Genomic DNA, 19,930 nt, shown 5'->3' on the forward strand with positions numbered 1-19,930 from the left:
TTCAGGCCACTCTCTCGACCACGAGTTCCCTGGTGGAGCGGGCTTTCTCCTGCTCGGCGAGCAGCCGCCACCACGCCAGGAGGCCGTAGCCGCACAGGCCCAGGAAGAGCAGGTACAGGCCGGCGGTCAGCGCCAGGTCGCGGGACAGGTAGAGCGGCACGTAGATCAGGTCGGCGGCGATCCACAGCCACCAGGACTCGAGCTTGCGGCGCACCTGCCCCCAGGTGGCCAGCAGCGACAGGACGGTGGTGAGCGCGTCGAACCAGTACACGGTCGACGTGGTCGCGTGCCGGACGACCAGGGCCATGAGGAGGGTGCCCGCCGTCCCCGCCGCGACGAGCACCCCCCACTGGTACCCCGTGACCCGGGTGATCGGCAGTTCGGTGCGCTGCTCCCCTCCGTGCAGCCACGACCACCAGCCGAGCAGACCCAGTGCGATGTAGACGAGTTGCAGCACCGAGTCGGCGAACAGGCCCGCCGTCCAGAACACCAGCAGGTAGTAGCCCGACGAGACCACCCCCACCGGCCAGTTCAGGACGTGGTTGCGGGCGACCAGCCACACGCACAGCAGCCCGGTCGCGAACCCCGCCACCTCGCCCCACGTCGTCCCGACCCCGAAGGCCGTGAAGGCCACCGAGTTCGCGGCGTCGAGGAACGCCTGAACCCACCCTTGAATTAGAGTCACTTCGACAATATATGCCGGACCGGGCGCGTGAAGTCAACAGCCGTAACACGGGGCGCTTACCCTTCCCGGGTGCTCCCGACCGCTTCCGCATCGCTCCTGGCGCTGGCCGACCAGCGCCTGCCCAGCGGCGGGCACGTGCACTCGGGCGGCATCGAGCAGGCCATCACCGACGGCCTGGTGCACGACGTCGGCACGCTCGAGGCGTTCCTCGAGCGGCGGCTGCTGAGCCAGGGCCTGGTCACCGCCGGAGTGGCGGCCGAGGCGACGCGGCTGGCGAGCCGGGCGGCCGACCCGGCCGGCGTCGTCCGGGCCCTCACCGTGCTGGACGCCGAGACCGACGCGCGCACGCCCTCCCCCGCCCAGCGGGCCGCCTCCCGGGCCCAGGGCCGCGGGTTGCTCCGCACGGCCCGGGCCGCGTGGGCCGCGCCCAGCGCCGCGCTGAACTGGACCGACCTCGGCGCCCGCCCGCACCACCCCGTCGTGCTGGGCTGCGCGGCCGCCGCCGCGGGCGACTCCCCCGAGGCCGCCGCCCTCGTGGCCGCCTACCTGGCCGTGTCCGCGCCGAGCACCGCGGCCCAGCGGCTGCTGGCCCTCGACCCGGTGTCGGTGGCGGCCGTGACGGTTCGCCTCGGCGACGCCGTCGAGACGGTCGCCCGCGAGGCCGCGCACGGCCTGCCCGACGACTCAGACCCCCTGCTCGACCTCCTGGCCGAGCGCCACGCATCCCGTGAGGAGCGACTCTTTGCGTCCTGAACTGCACCCCGGTGACAGCGCCCGGTTCGGCGTCCCGCGCCCGGCGGCCCTGCCGCACGAGATCACGCCCGACGACCCGCACGCGCCGCTGGCCCCCGGCAAGCTCTCCGGACCGGACGGTCCGCTGCGCATCGGCATCGGCGGACCGGTCGGCTCCGGCAAGACCGCCACGGTCGCCGCGCTGTGCCGGACGCTCGGCGCGCAGCTGCAGCTCGGCGTCGTCACCAACGACATCTACACGACCGAGGACGCCGACTTCCTGCGCCGCAACGCCGTCCTGCCCGACGAGCGCATCGTCGCCGTGCAGACCGGCTGCTGCCCGCACACCGCCATCCGCGACGACATCACCGCGAACCTCGACGCCATCGACGACCTGATCGAGCGGCTGCCCCCGCTCGACCTGGTGCTGGTCGAGTCGGGCGGTGACAACCTGACCGCCTCGTTCTCCAAGGGGCTGATCGACGCGCAGATCTTCGTGGTGGACGTGGCCGGCGGCGACAAGGTGCCGCGCAAGGGCGGGCCGGGCGTCACGACGGCCGACCTGCTCGTGATCAACAAGACCGACCTCGCCCCGCTGGTGGGTGCCGACCTCGACGTGATGAGCGGCGACGCCAAGGTGGTCCGCGGTGAGAAGCCGGTGATCATGCAGAGCCTGCGCGACGACCCCTCGGCCGGCGACGTCGCGCACTGGGTGCTGCACCAGCTCGACCACTCGCACGCGCACGCGTGAGGCGTTCGTGAAGTCGCGGATCGAGGTGGTCGCCGAGCTGCGGGGCGGCTCGACGGCGATCACGTCGGTCCGCAGCGAGGGGCGCTCGGGCGGCCACTTCGCCGGGCGCCAGACTGCCCGCGGACAGATATACCTGGTCGGCACGGCGGCCGGGCCGCTCGGCGGCGACGAGGTCCTCGTCTCGCTGCGGGTGGGCGCCGGGGCGTCGCTCGACGTGCGCTCGGCGGCGGCGACCGTCGTCTACCCGGGCGCCGCACAGCCGGACTCGCGCCTGCTCATCGAGGCCCAGGTGGACGACGGGGGCCTGCTCGAGCTGGCGATGGAACCGACCGTCGTGTGCGCGGGGGCCGCGCACGAGGCGGTCACGTCGGTGACCCTCACCGGGGACGCGCAGCTGCGGCTGGTCGAGCAGGTGGTGCTCGGCCGGGCCGGTGAGGGCGGCGGCGACTGGGTGGGCCGGACGGCGGTGCTGCGCGACTCCTCGCCGGTGCTGCGGCACACGCTGCGCTCGGCGCTGCTGCCCGAACGGTCGGTGGTGACGCTGGTCGACACCGCGCTGGAGGTCCGGCCGGCGACGACGGGCCACAGCGTCGCGATGCCCCTGGCCGCGGGCGGAGTACTGGTGACCGGCGTCGGGGGTTCGGCGACCGGCGTCCTGGCCGAGGTCGAGGGCGCGTTGGCGCTGGCCCGCGCGCCTGTCGTCGGCGCGGTGTGACACTGCGCCCACCCGGTGAGCGCGGTGTCACACCGCGCCCAGCCGGGACGCGCTAGGAGCGGTCGGTGAACAGCGGGTTCGACGGCTGCTGGATGGCCCGGGTCGGCGGCGCCGGCTGATCCCGCCGGGGCCGTTCCGCCGGGGGGCGCCGATCGGCCGGCGGGCGCGGCCCGGGGCGCGGCCCGCCCGGTGACGGCTGCCGACCCCGACCGGGCGCCGGCCGGCTCGGCGCAGGGGGCGCCGACGTGCGGACCTGGGTGCGCTGCGGGGCCGGCGGGCGTTGCGGCGCCCGGGAGGCGGGCCGCCGCCCCCGGTCGCGGCGCCCCGGGTAGCTGAGCAGCAGCATCGCCGACCCGGCGATCACGCTGCCGCCGAGCAGCCACGGCCACATCCCGCCGGCCAGCGCCGGGCTGTCGCCGGTCTGCGCGGTCAGCGCGGTCGGGGCCGGCGTGGTGGCCGGCGCCTTGGCCGGGCCCTCGGTCGACGGGGCCGCCGAGGCCAACAGGGCCTTGTCAGCGGCCGTCACCTTCGGCGGGTGGCCGGTGTAGGAGGAGACCTTCACGCGGTCGATCTGGAAGGTGGCGGGCAACTTGGTGGTGGCATCGGGGACGCCGGTCAGCTGGTCGCCGTTGCTCATCACCAGGCCGAACCAGCGGCTGCCCTTGTAGGCCTGCTGCGAGTAGAAGACCTCTTTCTTGTCCACCAGGACGCGCAGGTGTTTGGGGGCCCACTCGACCACGTAGGTGTGGAACTCGTCGGAGTAGCTGCCGTCGACGTGGGCCGTCTCGGCCTGCTTGCCGTAACCGTTGGTGATGTAGGCGGTCTCCGTGCCGGGGGCCAGGAGCTCGATGCCGGTCCAGGCGTTGGTCTCGCTCTTCTTCGGCTTCGCCGGGACCAGCGTGATGTACGAGTCGATGCCCTTGCCGGCCGGGATCTTCGCGCGCACCTCGTAGCGGCCGTACTTCTGCGCCCAGCCCCAGCAGCCGACCCCGCCCGAGGTGTAGGCGTTCTTGCCCGACTTCCGCTTCTCCAGCTTCAGCTTGAGCAGGCCGCCCTTGACGTCGACGTCGTCCCGCTTCCAGGTGCTCGCGCCACCCGCGTACTTGCCCGAGTACGACTCACAGCCCTTCGGCAGGGACGAGCCCGAGAACTCCTCGGTGCGGACCGTCTTCCAGCTCGAGGCGGCCTCCGCCGGCGTGGCGGTCAGCGCGGCGAGGGCGGGACCCAGGACCAGCGCGCAGGCGAGGAGAGCGGTCCGCCGCCAGCGGCGTGTGCCTGCCATCTCCCGCCCCTCACCCGGTCCGACGCGACAAACGGGCACATTACGCGGATCGTGCCCAACCCGGAAACCGGCGATCGGGTGACGGGACGACTACGCGAGCGGCGCGCTGCGCCGTCCGGGTGACTGCGGTTCGGGGCTCGGCGGGACGGCGCCGGGCCCGCCGATGGGTCAGCGAGGCTCGCTCTCGACCCACCCTCCGGAGGCACCTGCGATGGCACGCGCGTCGGCGACGCGGTACGGCCTGGCCGTGCTCGCGGGTCTGGCCGGCCTGACGGGTTGGCTGCTGGTCAGCGGCGCCCTGTCGCCGGTGATCGGCTCCGTCGTCGACCGGTTCTCGTCGTCCGACCAGGCCCTGAACCTGCAACCGGTCGCCTCGTACAGCTACCCCCTCGACTCCGAGCACGACTGGTGGGGCGACGGCTGGATGAACAACGACAAGAGCCAGGAGTGGTCGATCTGGCGCGGGGTGCCGCAGGTCGGGACCGGGTCGTCGAACGGGCCGAGCAAGCCGACCCTGCCCTCGCGCCCTGCGATCGACGTCCCCGAGAACCCGAAGAGCTGGCTGCGCGGCGGGGTGCCCACCGGTAACGCCGAGTGGAAGTTGAAGCCCCGCTCGTCCTGCTTCCAGCCGCGCGGACCGGGTAACCAGGTGCAGAACCTGACCATCACGCCCGGCAAGGGCACGGCGACGATCAGCTGGTGGGACATCGGCGATCCCGACGCCAGCACGTACGACGTCGTCGGCGTGCCCATGGGCGGCGGCGGTCAGCAGACCGGTGACCCACTGGCCGAGGGGCGCAAGGGCGTCGCGAAGGTGATCACCCTCAAGGCGCCCGGCACCTGCACGAAGGTGCAGACCACGATGACCGGGCTGCAGAGCGGTCAGCCGTACGTGTTCTGGCTGACGGCGGCCACGAAGTCCCGGCTCAACAACCTCACCTACAACATCACCCGGGGCGAGTCGGACCTGATCACCGTTCTCTGACGGTCCTTCTCAGAGGTTGAGCTTGAGCGCCGCGAGGGCGTCGTCGGCGTGCTTGTCCATCCGCAGCTCGCTGGCGATCGCCTCGACGATCGTGCCGTCGGTGCCGATCACGAAGGTCGCCCGCTTCACCGGGGTGGGCCCGAACCGGCGGCGGACGCCGAACGCCTCGGCCACGGTGCGGTCGGGGTCGGACAGGAGCGGGTAGTCGAACGAGTGCTTGTCGGCGAACGCGCGCTGCTTGTCCACCCGGTCGGCACTGATGCCCAGACGCTGGGCGCCGTACTGCGCGAATTCGCCGGCCAGGTCGCGGAAGTGGCAGCTCTCCGCGGTGCAGCCGGGCGTGAACGCGGCCGGGTAGAAGAAGAGGACCACCGGGCCGTTGACCAGCAGCTCGGACAGCGTGACGGGCTTGCCGTCCTGGTCGGGAAGGGTGAAGTCGGGGGCGGTGTCTCCGGCGCGCAGCATGACTCGACCTTGAACATTTCGGACCTTGATCACAAGTGGAGGCTCCGCACGGGTCAACGGCGTTGACAACGCGTCTGTCAACGCTGTTGACTTGGAGGGTTCCTCCGCTTCCTTGAAGGGTCCTCCATGACTTCCGCGCCGGTCCTCGACGCGTCCGACGTCGACGAACGCATTTCCGCCTCGGCGATCATCACGGTCGTCACGCTCTGCTTCGGCGGGCTGAGCGCGGCCCTGACCCAGACGATGGTGATCCCGATCCAGGGTGAGCTGTCGCAGCTGCTCGGGACGTCGGCCGCCAACGCCTCGTGGGTCATCACCGCCACGCTGCTCACCGCCGCCGTGACCATGCCCGTCGCCGGGCGCCTCGGTGACATGTTCGGCAAGCAGCGGGTTCTCGTGGTCAGCGCCGGACTCCTGGTGGTCGGCTCGCTCGTCGCGGCGCTGTCCAGCTCGCTCCTGCCGATGCTGGTCGGCCGGGCCGTGCAGGGCATGGCGATGGGCTTCATCCCCGTCGGCATCTCGCTGATCCGCGAGGTCACCCCGCCCAAACTCACCGCCACGGCGATCGCGGCGGTCTCCGCGACGCTCGGCGTCGGCGGGGCCATCGGCCTGCCGCTGTCGGCGTGGATCGCTCAGGACTTCGACTGGCACGTGCTGTTCTGGACGTCGGCCGCCCTGGCTCTCGTCGTCACCCTCGCCGTGGTCGTGTTCGTGCCGGCCGTCAACGACGCCCAGGGCGGGCGGATCGACGCGGTCGGCGTGGTCGGCCTCGCGGTCGGTCTGGTCTCGGTGCTCGTCGGGGTCTCGAAGGGCAACGACTGGGGCTGGGCCACCGGGCGCACGCTCGGTTTCCTGGTGGTCGGCGTGCTGGTGCTGCTGGCCTGGGGGTTCTACGAGCTGCGCCAGGACGAGCCGCTCTGCGACCTGCGGGTGACCGCCCGCCGTCCGGTGCTGCTGACCAACATCGCCGCCGTGGCAGTCGGTTTCGCGCTCATGGCGCAGTCGATCGTCGTGCCCCAGCTGCTGGAGATGCCGACCGCGACGGGGTACGGGCTCGGGCAGAGCCTGCTGGCCACCGGCCTCTGGATGGCGCCCGCCGGGCTCATGATGCTGGTCTTCGCCCCGGTCTCCTCGACGCTGATCAACCGGATCGGCGCCCGGGGCACGTTGATGATCGGCGCCGCGGTCGTCGGGGCCGGCTACATCGTCGCCGTGTTCCTGATGTCGGCGCCGTGGCAGCTGCTGATCGCCAGCGTCGTCTCGTCGTCCGGCATCGGCATCGCCTACGCGGCCATGCCCACGCTGATCCTCGGCTCAGTACCGCTGGCGGAGGCGGGCTCCGCCGTCGGGATCAACGGCCTGATGCGTTCCGTCGGAACGAGTATCGCTTCGGCGGCGATGGTTTCACTGCTGACGTCGTCGACGTTCGACCTCGGCGGCCACGCGATCCCGACACAGAGCGCGTTCCGGCTGTGCTTCGTCGTGGGGGCCGTCGCGGCGTTCGTCGGGGTGGCGATCACCGCGCTCGTGCCGACCCGTCAGCCGTCGACGAGCGCCTGAACCGCCCGCCCGTACACGGCGACCAGCCTGGCCCGCTCGACGTGGGTCAGGCGGTCGTCGTCCATCCCCAACGCGATGAGCAGGCCGTTCATCTGCGCCCCGATCAGTCGGGCCCGCAGGTCGGCGTCGGGCCCCGCGAGTTGGGCGCGCAGCGGGTGGATGAACGTGAGTTCGCCGATTTCCCGGACCTTCTCACGCACCGCGTCCGAGTCCGAGGCGCGCATCAGGGCCCCCATCGTCGCCAGCCGCTCGGGCAGATTTCCCGACAGCATCGCCTCGACGATGCGTTCCCCCAGGCTCTCCAGCGGCCCGTCGAAGGCCTTCGCGATCGGCAGCGGGAGCCGCACGGTCTCCAGGAAAAGCCTTTCCTTGGAACCGAAATAGCGGACGACGAGCGCCGGGTCGATGCCCACGGCCGCCGCAATGGCCCGCACGCTCGTGCCGGCGTAGCCGTGCTCGGCGAACAGGTGGGACGCCGCCTCGGCGATCGCGGCGCGGGTCGTCGCCCCCTGACCCGAAGGCCCGTGACCGGCGACGTTCGACACGGCCCGAGCCTACCGGGTGTGGATCACGTCAGACGGTGTGCAGGGTGCGGTCGATCGTCTTCTCCCGGTCGACGACGTGGCGCAGCATCGCCTCGTCGTACTTGCCCTCTTGCTTGCGAGCCTTCTTCAGAGCCTTCTCCGCCGCCCGCCGGGCATTCTTGAGTCTCTTGTCCAGCTCGGGCTTCTCGCGCTTCAGCTTCTTCAGCGCCGCCTCGTCGTGCTCGATCTGCTTGCGGGCCTGCTTGAGGCTGCGTCGGCGGGCGGTCACCCTCGCCTCGTGCGTGACGAGCGCCAGCTGCGCGTGCTCGACCGCGGCCTCGCCGGCCTCCAGCGAGGCGCGGGCCGCCTGGGAGCGGACGCGGGCCCGGTCGAGGTCCTGATCGGGCGGCGGGACGGTCAGCGCCGGGTCGGTGGAATCGTCGGTCGTGGGTACCGGTCGGTCTTCGAGGGATATGTCCTTGGCCATGCTTCGACGGTAGGTCGAGCGGCACGCACCGCAAGCGCGCGTGACCGGCCCGGCCGGCGTCGTCCGCCGGGCCCTTGGTGCCCCGACCGGGGCGGAAGCCCTGATGCAACCGCCCCGGTCAGGGGTCTGCGGGACGCCTCAGATGTAGGCGTCGACGTGGCCGCTCGAAGCGGCGCCGGTGAGGTCGGTCTCGTTCGCGAGCGCCTGGCGTTGCGCGACCAGGTGCGCGAGCGGACCGGCCGGGTTACCGGCTGTACCGGCGAGGTCCGGACGGGCCGCCAGCACCGCCACCACCGAGGCGAGCGACGCGGACGGGTTCGTGACCTGCGCGGTGAAGAGGGTCGTGGGGGAAACTGCTCCGATGCTCATCAGCCACCTCCCGGCTGAGGTTCTGCCCCGAGTTCTTCCGTGAACCAGTTGGGCAGATCAATCGGTGCCCGCCGGGTGCGTCTTGAGGGGCCGAACGGGTGAACCACCGTTCCGGTAGCCTGCTGGACGGCGGTTGGGCTCGGGTTGGTGCCCGATCGGCCGCCATGCCCTCGTAGCTCAGTGGATAGAGCAACGGTTTCCTAAACCGTGTGTCGGAGGTTCGATCCCTCTCGGGGGCACCCCGTTGCCCGGCCCCCGTCTTGTCGGTCCGGTTGGGGGGCGAGTGCCGCCACCCCACCCGCGCCTCTTCCGCGCCCCGCCCGGCGGTGGGCAGGCTTCAGGGGCATGACCACCGACACGCTGCGCGCGTTCCTGGATGCCTTCAACGCTCACGACCTCGACCGGATCATGAGCTTCTTCGCCGATGACTGCGTCTTCGAATCGCCCCGCGGGCCCGACCCGTGGGGCGCCCGTTTCACCGGCCAGGACGAGGTGCGTCGCGGCCTGGCGCAACGGTTCTCCGGTTTACCCGACGTCAGCTACACCGACGACGAGCACTGGGTGTGCGGCGCGCACGCGGTGTCGAAGTGGTTGCTGACCGGCACGACACCCGACGGCGAGCGGGTGGTGGTGCGCGGCTGCGACCTGTTCGACCTGACCGACGACGGGCGGATCCGCCGCAAGGACTCGTACTGGAAGATCGTCACCTGACCGTGCGCCGTGCGCGAGCGCCTTCGCGGGGGCGCCATTAGGGTTTGAAACCCGTCCGGAGGAGGTGCACGATCCGCGCTCGCCTGCCCCTGACCGGCTTCGGACTGCTGGCCATCCTGGTCGGCTGCGTCTGGTACACGGCCGCTCCCCCGCTGACCGCCCAGGGGTACCGGCACGAGGCCCGCCAGACCTTGTCGTCGTTCAGCAGCCAACTGGCCACAGCTCAGTTGTGGGGTCGCGAACTGCAGGCCGGGCGCAGTCCGCTGCGCACGACCCGCACCGGTCTGGCCGAGCTGGAGACGGACGCCGGGGGCACGCTGAACCGCTTCGCCGCCTACGAGCCGGTCGGCGGTCAGACCGAGCTGCGGTCCCAGGTCGTCACCCTGGGCGACCAGGTGGAGGAACGGCTGGCTCAGCTGCGGATCGCGGCTCGCGCCGGTCGCACCGGCGACGTCGTGCAGGAGGCTGCCGGCCTGGATGAGCTCCGCACCCGGACCGACACTGCGCTCGGAGCGTTGAACTCGTGAAACCGTCGAAGGTCTTCGCGTTCACCCTGGGCACGCTGTCGGCCATCGGCGGGTTCATCGACATCGGCGACCTCGTCGCAGATGCGTTGGTGGGCGCCCGTTTCGGGTTGCGGCTGGCCTGGGTGACCGTGCTCGCCGTCATCGGGATCATGTGTTACGCCGAGATGTCGGGGCGGATCGTCGCGGTCACGAAGCGGCCGGCGTTCGATCTGGCCCGCTCGCGCCTCGGACCACGGTACGGTCTCGTGGCCCTGGTGGGTTCGTTCCTGGTCACCGGTCTGCTGGTGATGGCCGAGCTGAGCGGGATCGCACTGTCCTTCCAGCTCGTCACCGACATCAGTTACCTCTTCTGGATCCCCCTGGCGACGGCCCTGGTCGCGGTGTCGTTGTGGGCTCTGCCCTTCGAGGTGCTGGAACGGCTCTACGGCATCCTCGGCCTGTCGATGCTGGTGTTCGTGGTGGCCGTCTGGCAGCTCCACCCGGACTGGGGCGATCTGTGGCACTCGGCGACGACCGTCGCCCCCACCGCGGGCGAGACCTGGCCCGTGTACGCCTTCTTCGCGATCACGTTGATCGGGGCCCAGATGACCCCCTACGAGATGTTCTTCTTCTCCTCGGGCGGCGTCGAGCACGGGTGGGGACCGAAGTCCCTCGGCGAGATGCGTACCAACGTCCTGATCGGTTTCCCGCTGGGCGGCCTGCTGGCCATCGCCATCCAGGCCGCTGCCTACGTCGTCTACTACCCGGCGGGCATCGAGGTGAGCCACATCAGCCAGACCGCCCTGCCCGTGGTGGTCGCGCTGGGCAAGGTGGGCCTGGCGCTGGCCGCCATCGGCATCTTCGCCGCGACGTTCGGCGCGACCATGGAAACCCTGTTCGCGACGGGCTACGACGTTGCGCAATACTTCGGCTGGTCGTACGGGAAGGTCCGCCCGCCCGCCCAGACCGCTCGCTTCACCACGGTGGCGGGGGCGCTTCTGCTGGTGTCGGCGGCGCTGGCGTTGACCACCCTGGATCCCATCCGGGTGACGATCGTGGCCGTGGTCTTCAGCGCCATGCTGCTGCCGCTGTCGCTGCTGCCGCCGCTGCTGGTGGGCAACGACGAGACCGTGATGGGTCGATACCGCAACGGGCGGCTGTCCAACGGGGTCGGCGTCGTCACGCTGGCACTGACCTGCCTGGTCTCGCTGGCGGCGTTGCCCCTGTTGATCCTTACCCGTGGAGGTGCGGGATGAGCCCGGACACCGGCCGGCCCCGTGCGACGATGAGCTTACGGCTCGACATCCTCGACCAGCAGGTGGTCGACGCCGAGGAACGGCCGATCGGCCGTGTGGACGACGTCGAACTCGCCGAGGACGGCGCGCCCCGCGCCCTGCAGGTCGGTCTGTCGGCCCTCGCCCCCCGGCTCGGAGGCGCCCTCGGCCGCCTGAGCGCCGCGACCGCCGTCCGGCTGGCCCCCGGAACGCAGCCGCCCGCCCCGCCCCTGCCGATCACGCTGGTGGAGAGCTGGAACCCGCTGATCCGGCTCGAACGTCCCCTGCACCTCCTGCCGGGCGTGGCGCCGCTGGAACGCTGGCTCGGCGTCCACCTGGTCTCCCGACTTCCCGGGGGTGGCGATGCACGCGAGTGACCTGCTGGGCCGCCCGGTGCTGGACGCCGACGGTCGCGACCTGGGCCCGCTGCGGGACCTGCGGGTCGACCCGCACCTGCAGGACGGGCGGCTGCCGGTGCGCTGGCTGGTCGTCGGCGGGCACGACCTGGCCCACCGCTTCGGGTTCGTCGACGGGCGGACCCGCGGCCCCGCCGTCCTGCTGAGACTTCTGCGGGGCGGCCGGCGAGACACGGCGCTGGCCGTGGCCGCCACGGACGTCGCCTCCTGGGGGCCGGATGTCGTGCGTCTGCGCGGCGCCGCGGCCGACGTCACCCGCAACGTCGCCGACGTCTCCGGGGAGTGGTGAGCGTGCTGACCACCGCCGAGGCCGTCGTGTTCGGCTGGGGGCTGCTACTGGCCGGGGTGCTGCTCATCGGCCTGCTGACTCGTCGACGTCGCTAGGTTCGGGCTGGTCAGCGTCGTCGTCGTGCGCGGGACCGCCCCCCATCATGCGCAGCATGGGCACGCCCCCGGTGCGGACGAACCGCACCACGAGAACCGCGGCCACGGCGAGGAACACGATGTCCAGCCAGGTGGTGTAGTTCCAGGAGAGCGAATGCTCCGCGACATGCGCGTCGCGCTCCTGCGGCCGCAGACCGGTCACCCAGAACAGCGTTTCGACCAGATAGCCCGCGACGACCATCGTCGTGTAGAAGCAGCCGAGAAGGACCAGCGTCATCCGGGTGCCGTAGTACTTCCGGTAGATCAGCAGGATCGGCAGGATGATGAGATCGGCGAACAGGAAAGAGATCACGCCTCCGAAGCTGATCCCCCCGTTCCACAGCACCCCGGCCAGGGGGACGTTGCCGACCGAGCAGACGAAACTCAGGACCGCGATGAACGGCCCGACGACCGGCCCCCACAGCGTGGCGAGCACGTCGTGGTCGGTGAGGAACAGCTTCTGCCAGAACGAGTCCGGGACCCATGCGCTGACCGCTCCGGCCAGCAGGAGGCCGAGCACGATGTCGCGCAGCACGGCCGCCCACTCCATCACGAACACGTGACTGACCGCCGTGAACCCGTCGCGCGAGACCAGCCGGCGCAGCGGCCCGCCGTCGCCCCCGACCGACATGTCCATCGCCGCGTGCCCTTCCATCGCCCCGGCCAGCCCTCGGTCGGCCTGCTCACGGGCCTGCTCGATCAGCCGCTGCCGGACCACGAGCCGGAACAGCACGGCCAGCAGCACGATGATGATCGGGCCGCCGACGAACTCGGCCAGCGTGAACCGCCAGCCGAGCAGCAGAGCCAGGATGATGCCCAGTTCGATCACGAGGTTGGTGCTGGCCACCTCGAAGACCACGGCCGCGGTGAAGCTGGCTCCCTTGCGGAAGAGTGAGCGGGCCAGGGCGACGGCCGCGTAGGAGCAGGACGAGGACGCAGCCCCCAGGCCGGCCGCTCTCGCGAGCGTGGTGGGCCGGTCGTCACCGAGCAGCCGGGAGACGGCGTCCCGCGCAACGACGGCCTGCACGACCGCCGAGAGGGCGAAACCCAGGACCAGCGACCAGCCGATCTGCCAAGCCATCGTCCCACTCGTGGCCAGCGCCTCCCCGATCGCGTGCAGCACGTCCGCCATATCCTCTTCCCTGCGCTCCGAGGCCACCTGTCGCCTGACATCATGTGCACGACTACATGGATTCGGCCTGCGGAGCCGACCGGAGGGTGACCAACGTGCACGACCTCGACCAGTTCCTGCTGCCGGTGGCCCTCGTGACCGGGGTCGTGGTGCTGACCCCGGTAGCCGAACGGGTCAACGTTCCGCACCCCGTGCTGCTGCTGATCTACGGCCTGCTGCTGCCGTTGCTGCCCGGTCTGCCGGACACGTTGCCGCAGCTGCAGGCGGACTGGATCCTGCCCGCCGTGCTGCCGCCGTTGCTGTTCGCGGCCACCCAGCGCACGACGGTCGGACAGTTCCGGGACGCCGCCGCACCGGTCGCGCTGCTGGCCGTCGGTCTCACGGTCGCCAGCGGGGCGGTGGCCGCGGTCGCGGCCCGTGCGTGCGGTCTGAGCTGGACGGCGGCCGTCGTCCTCGGCGCGATCCTGTCGCCGCCCGACCCGGTCGCGGCCACGGCCGTGGCCCGCCGGCTGCGACTGCCGGAACGGCTCGTCACCGTGCTGGAGGGCGAGGGGATGTTCAACGACGCCACCGCACTGGTGATGTACAAGGTCGCTCTGGCCGTGGCGGTGACCGGCGAGTTCAGCGCCGGGTTCGCCGTCGAGGAACTGCTGCTCGCGCTCGTGGTCGGGGTGGTGGGCGGGCTCGTGATCGGCTGGCTGACCACCTACGCGCTCGGCCTCCTGCACGACGCCGAACCGGAGACGACCGTCACCCTGGCCGCACCCTTCGTCGCCTACCTGGGGGTCGAGGAGTTCCACGGCTCGGGTGTCCTGGCCGTGCTCACGCTCGGCCTGTTCCTGCGCAGCAAGGCCCACCCGGCCATCACCGCACGCGGCTGGCTGCTGGGCCGCTCGGTCTGGGAGTACGCCGACTTCCTCATCACCGGGCTGGTCTTCGTGCTGCTCGGCTACGAGCTCACGGCCAGCGTGCGCGGGGTGGACGTCGACGCGCTCCCGGTGGGGTCGGCGCTGGTCGTGATCGGCGCACTGGTGTTGTTGCGACCGCTCTACCTCTTCCCCGGGGCGCTCGCCTCGCGCGCCATGTCCCGCCGCCGCGAAGCACCGGTACCGATCGGCTGGCGCGAGACCGCGGTCGCCTCGTGGGCCGGGATGCGCGGGGTGGTCACCGTGGCCACCGCACTCGCCCTGCCGGTGGTGGCCGACGACGGATCGGACCTGGCCTGGCGCACCGACGTGGTGCTGATCGCCCTGGCCGGGGTGCTGGTCACCCTGCTCGGGCAAGGCCTGACCCTGTCGTTCCTCGTCCGCCGGCTCGGCGTGGGCGACCCGGCCGACGAGGCGTCCGAAGTCCGGCACCTGCAGATGCGCGCGCTCGAGGCCGCCGTCGCCACCCTCCAGGAGGCGTGCGCCGACGGCGAACCCGGCACGCGCGCGGCGCTGGCCCAGTACGAGGGGCGGCTGCGCGCCCAGCACGAGCTGGACCAGGCCCTGACCGGCGACCGGCCGCCGGGCCACGCGCCCGATCCGTCGGGCCCGGCCGGCCGGCGGTACGCCGCGGCGTTGCGGGTCGCCACGGACGCCGAGCGCGAGGTGGTGCTCTCGGCCCGGGCTCGCGGGGAGGTGAGTCCGGCCACCGCGGACACGGTGCTGGGTGACGTGGAGGGCCGGGCCGCGCGACTGGCGATCTGAGCCGACCTTCCGGAACCGGGTCGAACGGCCGGAGGAACTACATTCAGAGGCCTATGAGCAACCCGACCGACGAGACCGGCCCGGCCCCCGACGTCCCGGCGCACCCGGTACAGCTGTCACCCGAGGACCTGCACCGGATGCAGGGGCAGCTGCAGCGGTTCATGTACGAGTACGAGTTCGGCCTGCGCGAGGTCGAGACCAAGATCTCGATCCTGAGCGACGAGTTCCGGCACATGCACGACTACAACCCGATCGAGCACGTGACCAGCCGGGTCAAGTCGGCCGACAGCATCACCCGCAAGGTGATCCGCAAGGGCGTCGCGCCCGACATCGACTCGATCCGGCAGCACATCGTCGACATCGCGGGTCTGCGGGTCACGTGCAGCTTCACCCAGGACGTCTACCTGATCTTCAACCTGCTGACGAAGCAGTCGGACATCACCGTCCGGGAGGTGCGCGACTACATCGCGACGCCGAAACCGAACGGCTACAAGAGCCTTCACGCCATCGTCGAGGTGCCGGTGTTCCTGTCGACCGGCACGATCAGTGTGCCCGTCGAGGTCCAGTTCCGGACGATCTCGATGGACTTCTGGGCCAGCCTCGAGCACAAGATCCACTACAAGTACGACGGCAACGTGCCCGCCGACCTCGTCGCCGAGCTCAAGGACGCCGCGGACGCGGCGCAGGAGCTGGACGCCAAGATGGAGGCCCTGCACCGCGAACTGCACGGCGCCCGCTGAGACCGGATCAGTCGGCGCGTTCCTGGGGGCGGCCCAGCAACCGCTCCAGCAGGCGCGGCTCGGCCGGCCACGCCGCGAGCAGCTTCTCGCGCGGGATGCTGCGCCCGGCGTAGCGCAGCAGTAGGACGACGGCCACCACGTCGTCCAGCGGGCCGATCACCGGCAGGAACTCGGGCAGCAGGTCGATCGGCGACAGCACCCACAGGACGGCGATCAGCAGCGCCACCTTGGCCCGGCGCGGGACGTCCGGGTCCTGACGCAGGCGGCGGGCCGTCGTCACGCAGGCCGGCAGGAACTCGGCCAGGTCCCGCAGCAGGCCGGGCGGTAGCCGGTGCGCGAACAGGACCATGACGAGGCAACTCAGCGCCCAGAGACCGATGGCGACCCCGGCGATGATCAGCAGACGTTCCACAACCCATCAGCCTGCCCGACGACGAGGAGGGCTCAAGCGCGGCGCAGCCGGGCCTTCACGAGCCACTCCTTCAGCGGGTCGGACGAGAAGAGGCTGTCGACGGCCGGGATGAACAAGGCGGCGAAGGCCAGGACGAACGCGCGCTGCCCGGCGCCGGTGCCGCCGCTCAGGCCGAACGTGGTGGCGACGGCGTCGATCGTCGCGGCCGCCCAGAAGAGAAAGGCGAAGGTCGCCAGCACGTAGAAGTAGTTCTCCGGGCGCGTCTCGGGCGGCTGCTGCACGCCGATCGCGACCAGGTAGACGGCGTTGGCCACCGTCGCCACGGCCAGCCAGAAGTACACCCAGCCCCTACCGACCTGGAAGACCGCGAAGAAGCTCGTCGCCAGGGTGATCACCTCGACGGGCACGTACTTGGCGAGCTTCGACGCATAGCCGTCGGCGCCGCGGTTGCCCTGGTCGTAGACGACGGTGCGCGCCATATCGGTCTCCCTGCAGGAACGTTCGGTCGGATTCCGGACGAAAGCCATCCTTCCGGGTTCCGTGGTCAAGGAGGGGTGGAACACCGCCGAAGGAGCATCCGCCGTCGCGGAATGCGTCCTTTCCTTTCCGTTCGCCTAGGCGAACGTCAACGCTGGGTCAGGTCGAGCTGCGTAACGTTACGGCGTCGCTAGCCTCAGCGGCTTAGGCTCACTGTCGAGTCAGGAGACGCAATGCGCGTAGGTCTGATCGCCCCGCCGTGGATCCCGGTGCCCCCCACCGCTTACGGCGGGACCGAAGCGGTGGTCGACCACCTGGCCCGGGGGCTCGCCGCCGCCGGCCACGACGTCCAGCTGTTCACCGTGGGTGACTCCACCTGCCCCGTGCCTCGCCTGCACCTGCACGAGCACGGCGCCGAACCGATGGGCGACAGCGCCGCCGAGGCGGCGCACGTCCTCGAGGCCTACGAGGCGCTCGCGGACGTCGACATCATCCACGACCACACGGTTCTCGGGCCGATGCTCGCCCTGCGGGCCTGCCCGAACCTGCCGCCGGTGGTCGTGACCAACCACAACCCGTTCAACCCGACGAACACCCGCATCTTCACCGAGATCGCCCGCACCGCAGACGTGGTCGCGATCTCGAAGTCGCACGCGCGCTCGGCGGTCGACGTACCGATCACCGACATCGTGCACCACGGGATCGATCTCGACGTCTACCGACCCGGACCCGCCGCGACCGCCGGCAGCGGTGACTACCTGATGTTCATGGGACGGATGTGCGCCGACAAGGGCGTGCACACCGCCGTCCGGGTCGCCCGCGAGACCGGGCATCGGCTGGTGATCGCCACGAAGATGCGCGAAGCGTCTGAGCGGCAGTACTTCTCGGACTGCGTCAGCCCGCTCCTCGGCCCGGACGACGTGCTGCACGTGGAGGCGCCGCTCGACGTGCGCCTCGACCTGCTGCACCGGGCCCGGGCGTTGGTGAACCCGATCGCCTGGCGGGAACCCTTCGGCCTGGTCATGGCCGAGGCGCTGGCCACCGGGACGCCGGTCCTCGCCTCACCGCTCGGCGCGGCACCCGAGATCGTCGACCACGGCGTGACGGGGTTCCTCTGCCACGACGGCGGTGCCATGATCGCGGCCGTCGGCCGGTTGGAGGCGATCTCACGCGCCGACTGCCGGGCCGCGGCCGTCGAACGGTTCAGCATGGAGCGGATGGCGCGCGACTACGCGGACCTCTACCGGCGGATACTGGACAGCCGGCCGAAGCGAGCGATCGGGCTTTCGGTGCGGACCGTCGTCCAGGCCGCCCGCTGAGGGCTCGGAGGTGAGGTCGCTTGTCGCAGTGGACGTTCGAGGGTGAACCCGCCGGGGCCGCCGGCGCCGGCTCGGCGGTCACCCTGGTCGAGGGGTCGACGTTCTGCATCAGCGAGGTAGACGGCGACGTCGTACCCGGGCGCCCGCAGGGGCTGTTCGTGCGCGACACCCGGGTCGTCTCCCGCTGGGAGCTGACCGTGCAGGGCGAGCGGACGACGTCGCTCGGCGTGCAGAGCGCGGCCCCCTTCACGGCCACCTGCCTCAACCGCGTGCACCCTCAGACCGGGCTCGGCGACAGCTCGCTGCTGGTCGTGCGCCGGCGCTACGTCGGCGACGGGATGCGCGAGGACCTGACCATCCGCAACACCAACGGACACCCCGTCGAACTGGACGTCCTGCTGCGTGTGCAGGCGGATTTCGCCGATCTCTTCGAAGTGAAGGAGGGCCGCTCGCAGCACCCGGACGACGTCGTCGCGGACGTCTCGCACGAGGGGCTGTACCTGCACCGGCGGCGCGGCCACCGGGAGGAGGGCCTGCTCGTGCGGGCGTCCGGGGACGCCGAGCTCCAGGTGGTCGGGGACGGCGGGTTCGTCTCGTGGCAGGTGTCCCTGGACCCGCGCACCGAGTGGCACTCCGTCGTCGAAGCCGTGCCGGTGATCGACGGCTCGCGGATGACTCTGGCCTACCCGGAGGGGGTTCCGGTCGACGAGGCGGCGCCGGCCCGGTCGCTGGCCGCCTGGCGGGCCGCCAGCCCGCGCATCGAGACCCCGCACGCGGGGCTCAAGGCCACCCTGAAGCGCTCGCTCGAAGACCTCGGCACGCTGAGGATCTTCGACCCCCGCTCCCCCGAACGGGCCGTCGTGGCCGCCGGGGCGCCGTGGTTCATGGCCCTGTTCGGTCGGGACTCTCTGCTGACGTCACACATGCTCGTGCCCGTCGATTCGTCGTTGGCGCTGGGCACGCTGCAGACGCTGGCCGACCATCAGGGGCGCACCATCGACGCGAAGTCGGAGGAGGAGCCGGGAAAGATCCTGCACGAGATCCGGTTCGGGCCGTCGACCGACTTCGCGCTGGGCGGTCGCAGCGTCTACTACGGGTCGATCGACTCGTCGTCGCTGTTCGTCATGCTGCTCGGCGAGCTGCATCGCTGGGGCCGGCACCCCGTCGAGGTCGCGGCGCTGCTGCCGGCCGCCGACCGGGCGCTGGCGTGGATCACCGAGTTCGGCGACCGGGACGGCGACGGGTTCGTCGAGTACCAACGGCTCACCGATGCCGGGCTCGTGAACCAGGGCTGGAAGGACTCGGGCGACGGGATCACCTTCGCCTCAGGGGCCGTCGCCGAGCCGCCGATCGCGCTGGCCGAGGTGCAGGGCTACACGTACGCCGCGTTCCGGGCCCGAGCCGCTCTTGCCCGTGACGCGGGCGATGCCGAGCTGGCCGAGCACTGGACGTCGCGCGCCGACCTGTTGAAACGGCGCTTCAACGAGGCCTTCTGGTTGCCCGACCGGGGCTACTTCGCGGTCGGACTCGACGGCGACAAGCGGCCCGTCGATTCGCTGACGTCGAACATCGGGCACTGCCTGTGGTCCGGCATCGTCGACCGCGAGAAGGCCCCCGCCGTCGCGGCGCACCTGTTGTCGGACGACATGTTCTCCGGTTGGGGTATCCGCACGCTGGCCGCGTCGAACGGCGCCTACAACCCGATGAGCTACCACAACGGGTCGATCTGGCCGCACGACAACGCCCTCTGCGCGGCCGGCTTGATGCGGTACGGGTTCACCGGCCAGGCGCAGCGGGTCATCACCGGCCTGCTGGACGCCGTGTCGTACTTCGGATGGCGGCCGCCCGAGCTGTTCTGCGGCTTCGGCCACGACGAGTTCCCCGAGCCCGTCCCCTACCCCGCCGCCTGCTCTCCTCAGGCGTGGGCCGCGGCCACGCCGTTCTCGTTCCTACGATCGTTGTTGCGGCTCGACCCGGCCGTCCAGGAGCGGCAGATCTACTGCGACCCGCACGTCCCGGAGCAGTACCTGCCCCTGGAGGTCCGGGGATTGCGCCTGGAGGACCTGTCCCTGGACGTCGAGGTGACGCCACACGGGTGGCACCTGGCGGGGCTCGAAGGGTCCGGCATCGCCTCCCTCGCCCCGCCTGCGTGACCGCGTACAGCCGAGCAAACCGGCGTAGACTTGTGGCGTCGAGGTCGCTGCGACGACCACCTACGAGAGTCGGAGCTGGACGCATGAGCACAGGTGAGACGTCCTCCCGCGGTGGCGGCGG

Annotated in this window: 23 protein-coding genes and 1 tRNA gene; 15 read left to right on the forward strand and 9 right to left on the reverse strand. The window is 71.3% G+C overall.

Features of this window, described 5'->3' with window-relative positions:
* Position 1: 1 nt before the first annotated feature.
* The gene (gene pnuC, locus ACIB24_RS00075; RefSeq protein ID WP_398273344.1) at positions 2-685 is read right to left on the reverse strand and encodes a nicotinamide riboside transporter PnuC; all 684 of its coding nucleotides are present in this window, start codon (positions 683-685) and stop codon (positions 2-4) included.
* 69 nt (positions 686-754) lie between these two features.
* Here pnuC and ACIB24_RS00080 point away from each other — a divergent pair, with 69 nt between their 5' ends.
* Genes ACIB24_RS00080 through ACIB24_RS00090 form a run of 3 tightly spaced genes read left to right on the forward strand, consistent with a single transcriptional unit; the run spans position 755 to position 2,883 of the window.
* The gene (locus tag ACIB24_RS00080) at positions 755-1,438 is read left to right on the forward strand and encodes an urease accessory protein UreF (RefSeq protein ID WP_398273347.1); all 684 of its coding nucleotides are present in this window, start codon (positions 755-757) and stop codon (positions 1,436-1,438) included.
* Between the two features lie 49 nt (positions 1,439-1,487).
* Entirely contained in the window at positions 1,488-2,168 is a 681-nt protein-coding gene (ureG, locus tag ACIB24_RS00085; RefSeq protein WP_398276664.1) for an urease accessory protein UreG, read from the forward strand.
* A 7-nt stretch (positions 2,169-2,175) separates the two neighbouring features.
* A complete protein-coding gene (locus tag ACIB24_RS00090) occupies positions 2,176-2,883 on the forward strand; it encodes an urease accessory protein UreD (RefSeq protein ID WP_398273350.1) in 708 nt (235 codons plus the stop codon).
* A gap of 52 nt (positions 2,884-2,935) precedes the next feature.
* Here the strand turns inward: ACIB24_RS00090 and ACIB24_RS00095 are convergent, their stop codons facing one another.
* Positions 2,936-4,165, reverse strand: coding sequence for a glycoside hydrolase family 16 protein (locus ACIB24_RS00095; RefSeq protein ID WP_398273353.1), 1,230 nt, complete (start codon positions 4,163-4,165; stop codon positions 2,936-2,938).
* Between the two features lie 211 nt (positions 4,166-4,376).
* Between ACIB24_RS00095 and ACIB24_RS00100 the strand changes: the two genes are divergently transcribed.
* Positions 4,377-5,150, forward strand: coding sequence for a hypothetical protein (locus ACIB24_RS00100; protein ID WP_398273356.1), 774 nt, complete (start codon positions 4,377-4,379; stop codon positions 5,148-5,150).
* A gap of 9 nt (positions 5,151-5,159) precedes the next feature.
* Here the strand turns inward: ACIB24_RS00100 and ACIB24_RS00105 are convergent, their stop codons facing one another.
* Positions 5,160-5,615 (reverse strand): peroxiredoxin, encoded by a 456-nt coding sequence (locus ACIB24_RS00105; RefSeq protein ID WP_398273359.1) that lies wholly within the window; start codon positions 5,613-5,615, stop codon positions 5,160-5,162.
* 126 nt (positions 5,616-5,741) lie between these two features.
* Between ACIB24_RS00105 and ACIB24_RS00110 the strand changes: the two genes are divergently transcribed.
* Positions 5,742-7,175 (forward strand): MFS transporter, encoded by a 1,434-nt coding sequence (locus ACIB24_RS00110; RefSeq protein ID WP_398273362.1) that lies wholly within the window; start codon positions 5,742-5,744, stop codon positions 7,173-7,175.
* Here the strand turns inward: ACIB24_RS00110 and ACIB24_RS00115 are convergent.
* From ACIB24_RS00115 to ACIB24_RS00125, 3 genes are all read right to left on the reverse strand, one after another.
* Positions 7,154-7,720, reverse strand: coding sequence for a TetR/AcrR family transcriptional regulator (locus tag ACIB24_RS00115; RefSeq protein WP_398273365.1), 567 nt, complete (start codon positions 7,718-7,720; stop codon positions 7,154-7,156). The genes ACIB24_RS00110 and ACIB24_RS00115 overlap by 22 nt on opposite strands.
* A gap of 28 nt (positions 7,721-7,748) precedes the next feature.
* Positions 7,749-8,186: a hypothetical protein gene (locus ACIB24_RS00120; protein ID WP_398273368.1), complete on the reverse strand. Its 438-nt coding sequence runs from the start codon at positions 8,184-8,186 to the stop codon at positions 7,749-7,751.
* 138 nt (positions 8,187-8,324) lie between these two features.
* Positions 8,325-8,555, reverse strand: coding sequence for a hypothetical protein (locus ACIB24_RS00125; protein WP_398273371.1), 231 nt, complete (start codon positions 8,553-8,555; stop codon positions 8,325-8,327).
* A 166-nt stretch (positions 8,556-8,721) separates the two neighbouring features.
* Here ACIB24_RS00125 and ACIB24_RS00130 point away from each other — a divergent pair.
* The 6 genes from ACIB24_RS00130 to ACIB24_RS00155 all read left to right on the forward strand — a co-directional run bounded on the left by ACIB24_RS00130 (position 8,722) and on the right by ACIB24_RS00155 (position 11,751).
* Positions 8,722-8,794, forward strand: a tRNA-Arg gene (locus ACIB24_RS00130).
* A gap of 106 nt (positions 8,795-8,900) precedes the next feature.
* On the forward strand, positions 8,901-9,266 hold the full coding sequence (locus tag ACIB24_RS00135; RefSeq protein ID WP_398273374.1) for a nuclear transport factor 2 family protein: 366 nt from the start codon (positions 8,901-8,903) through the stop codon (positions 9,264-9,266).
* Positions 9,267-9,310: 44 nt separating this feature from the next.
* Positions 9,311-9,793, forward strand: a complete 483-nt coding sequence (locus ACIB24_RS00140) for a hypothetical protein (protein ID WP_398273376.1) — start codon at positions 9,311-9,313, stop codon at positions 9,791-9,793.
* Complete coding sequence (locus tag ACIB24_RS00145; RefSeq protein ID WP_398273379.1) at positions 9,790-11,028, forward strand: NRAMP family divalent metal transporter; 1,239 nt, start codon at positions 9,790-9,792, stop codon at positions 11,026-11,028. The genes ACIB24_RS00140 and ACIB24_RS00145 overlap by 4 nt, the downstream gene beginning before the upstream one ends.
* 29 nt (positions 11,029-11,057) lie before the next feature.
* On the forward strand, positions 11,058-11,423 hold the full coding sequence (locus tag ACIB24_RS00150; RefSeq protein ID WP_398273382.1) for a hypothetical protein: 366 nt from the start codon (positions 11,058-11,060) through the stop codon (positions 11,421-11,423).
* Positions 11,410-11,751 carry a PRC-barrel domain-containing protein gene (locus ACIB24_RS00155; RefSeq protein WP_398273385.1) on the forward strand — a complete coding sequence of 114 codons (342 nt, stop codon included), beginning with the start codon at positions 11,410-11,412 and terminating at the stop codon, positions 11,749-11,751. Before ACIB24_RS00150 ends, ACIB24_RS00155 begins: the two co-directional genes overlap by 14 nt.
* A 63-nt stretch (positions 11,752-11,814) precedes the next feature.
* Here the strand turns inward: ACIB24_RS00155 and ACIB24_RS00160 are convergent, their stop codons facing one another.
* Complete coding sequence (locus ACIB24_RS00160) at positions 11,815-13,017, reverse strand: permease (RefSeq protein ID WP_398273388.1); 1,203 nt, start codon at positions 13,015-13,017, stop codon at positions 11,815-11,817.
* A 95-nt stretch (positions 13,018-13,112) separates the two neighbouring features.
* Here ACIB24_RS00160 and ACIB24_RS00165 point away from each other — a divergent pair, with 95 nt between their 5' ends.
* Positions 13,113-14,708, forward strand: coding sequence for a cation:proton antiporter (locus ACIB24_RS00165; RefSeq protein WP_398273390.1), 1,596 nt, complete (start codon positions 13,113-13,115; stop codon positions 14,706-14,708).
* 53 nt (positions 14,709-14,761) lie between these two features.
* Positions 14,762-15,448, forward strand: coding sequence for a GTP pyrophosphokinase family protein (locus tag ACIB24_RS00170; protein ID WP_398273393.1), 687 nt, complete (start codon positions 14,762-14,764; stop codon positions 15,446-15,448).
* Positions 15,449-15,455: 7 nt separating this feature from the next.
* Here ACIB24_RS00170 and ACIB24_RS00175 read toward each other — a convergent pair whose 3' ends face one another.
* A complete protein-coding gene (locus tag ACIB24_RS00175; protein WP_398276667.1) occupies positions 15,456-15,797 on the reverse strand; it encodes a YkvA family protein in 342 nt (113 codons plus the stop codon).
* A gap of 95 nt (positions 15,798-15,892) precedes the next feature.
* A complete protein-coding gene (locus ACIB24_RS00180; RefSeq protein ID WP_398273395.1) occupies positions 15,893-16,339 on the reverse strand; it encodes a hypothetical protein in 447 nt (148 codons plus the stop codon).
* Positions 16,340-16,570: 231 nt separating this feature from the next.
* Here ACIB24_RS00180 and ACIB24_RS00185 point away from each other — a divergent pair, with 231 nt between their 5' ends.
* Together ACIB24_RS00185 and ACIB24_RS00190 are read left to right on the forward strand one after the other, a co-directional pair.
* Positions 16,571-17,656 (forward strand): glycosyltransferase family 4 protein, encoded by a 1,086-nt coding sequence (locus ACIB24_RS00185; RefSeq protein WP_398273398.1) that lies wholly within the window; start codon positions 16,571-16,573, stop codon positions 17,654-17,656.
* Between the two features lie 20 nt (positions 17,657-17,676).
* A complete protein-coding gene (locus tag ACIB24_RS00190; protein ID WP_398273401.1) occupies positions 17,677-19,809 on the forward strand; it encodes an amylo-alpha-1,6-glucosidase in 2,133 nt (710 codons plus the stop codon).
* Positions 19,810-19,930: the final 121 nt, after the last annotated feature.

It is taken from the genome of Spongisporangium articulatum, assembly GCF_044465595.1.
GTDB lineage: Bacteria > Actinomycetota > Actinomycetes > Actinomycetales > Kineosporiaceae > Spongisporangium > Spongisporangium articulatum.

What these genes read in the sequence shown, in the direction of transcription:
- ACIB24_RS00095 (WP_398273353.1), bottom strand. Translation starts at nt 4,165, where the DNA reads ATGGCAGGCACACGCCGCTGGCGGCGGACCGCTCTCCTCGCCTGCGCG.
- ACIB24_RS00100 (WP_398273356.1), top strand. Translation starts at nt 4,377, where the DNA reads ATGGCACGCGCGTCGGCGACGCGGTACGGCCTGGCCGTGCTCGCGGGT.
- ACIB24_RS00105 (WP_398273359.1), bottom strand. Translation starts at nt 5,615, where the DNA reads ATGCTGCGCGCCGGAGACACCGCCCCCGACTTCACCCTTCCCGACCAG.
- ACIB24_RS00110 (WP_398273362.1), top strand. Translation starts at nt 5,742, where the DNA reads ATGACTTCCGCGCCGGTCCTCGACGCGTCCGACGTCGACGAACGCATT.
- ACIB24_RS00120 (WP_398273368.1), bottom strand. Translation starts at nt 8,186, where the DNA reads ATGGCCAAGGACATATCCCTCGAAGACCGACCGGTACCCACGACCGAC.
- ACIB24_RS00125 (WP_398273371.1), bottom strand. Translation starts at nt 8,555, where the DNA reads ATGAGCATCGGAGCAGTTTCCCCCACGACCCTCTTCACCGCGCAGGTC.
- ACIB24_RS00135 (WP_398273374.1), top strand. Translation starts at nt 8,901, where the DNA reads ATGACCACCGACACGCTGCGCGCGTTCCTGGATGCCTTCAACGCTCAC.
- ACIB24_RS00150 (WP_398273382.1), top strand. Translation starts at nt 11,058, where the DNA reads ATGAGCTTACGGCTCGACATCCTCGACCAGCAGGTGGTCGACGCCGAG.
- ACIB24_RS00155 (WP_398273385.1), top strand. Translation starts at nt 11,410, where the DNA reads ATGCACGCGAGTGACCTGCTGGGCCGCCCGGTGCTGGACGCCGACGGT.
- ACIB24_RS00160 (WP_398273388.1), bottom strand. Translation starts at nt 13,017, where the DNA reads ATGGCGGACGTGCTGCACGCGATCGGGGAGGCGCTGGCCACGAGTGGG.
- ACIB24_RS00170 (WP_398273393.1), top strand. Translation starts at nt 14,762, where the DNA reads ATGAGCAACCCGACCGACGAGACCGGCCCGGCCCCCGACGTCCCGGCG.
- ACIB24_RS00175 (WP_398276667.1), bottom strand. Translation starts at nt 15,797, where the DNA reads ATGGTCCTGTTCGCGCACCGGCTACCGCCCGGCCTGCTGCGGGACCTG.
- ACIB24_RS00180 (WP_398273395.1), bottom strand. Translation starts at nt 16,339, where the DNA reads ATGGCGCGCACCGTCGTCTACGACCAGGGCAACCGCGGCGCCGACGGC.
- ACIB24_RS00185 (WP_398273398.1), top strand. Translation starts at nt 16,571, where the DNA reads ATGCGCGTAGGTCTGATCGCCCCGCCGTGGATCCCGGTGCCCCCCACC.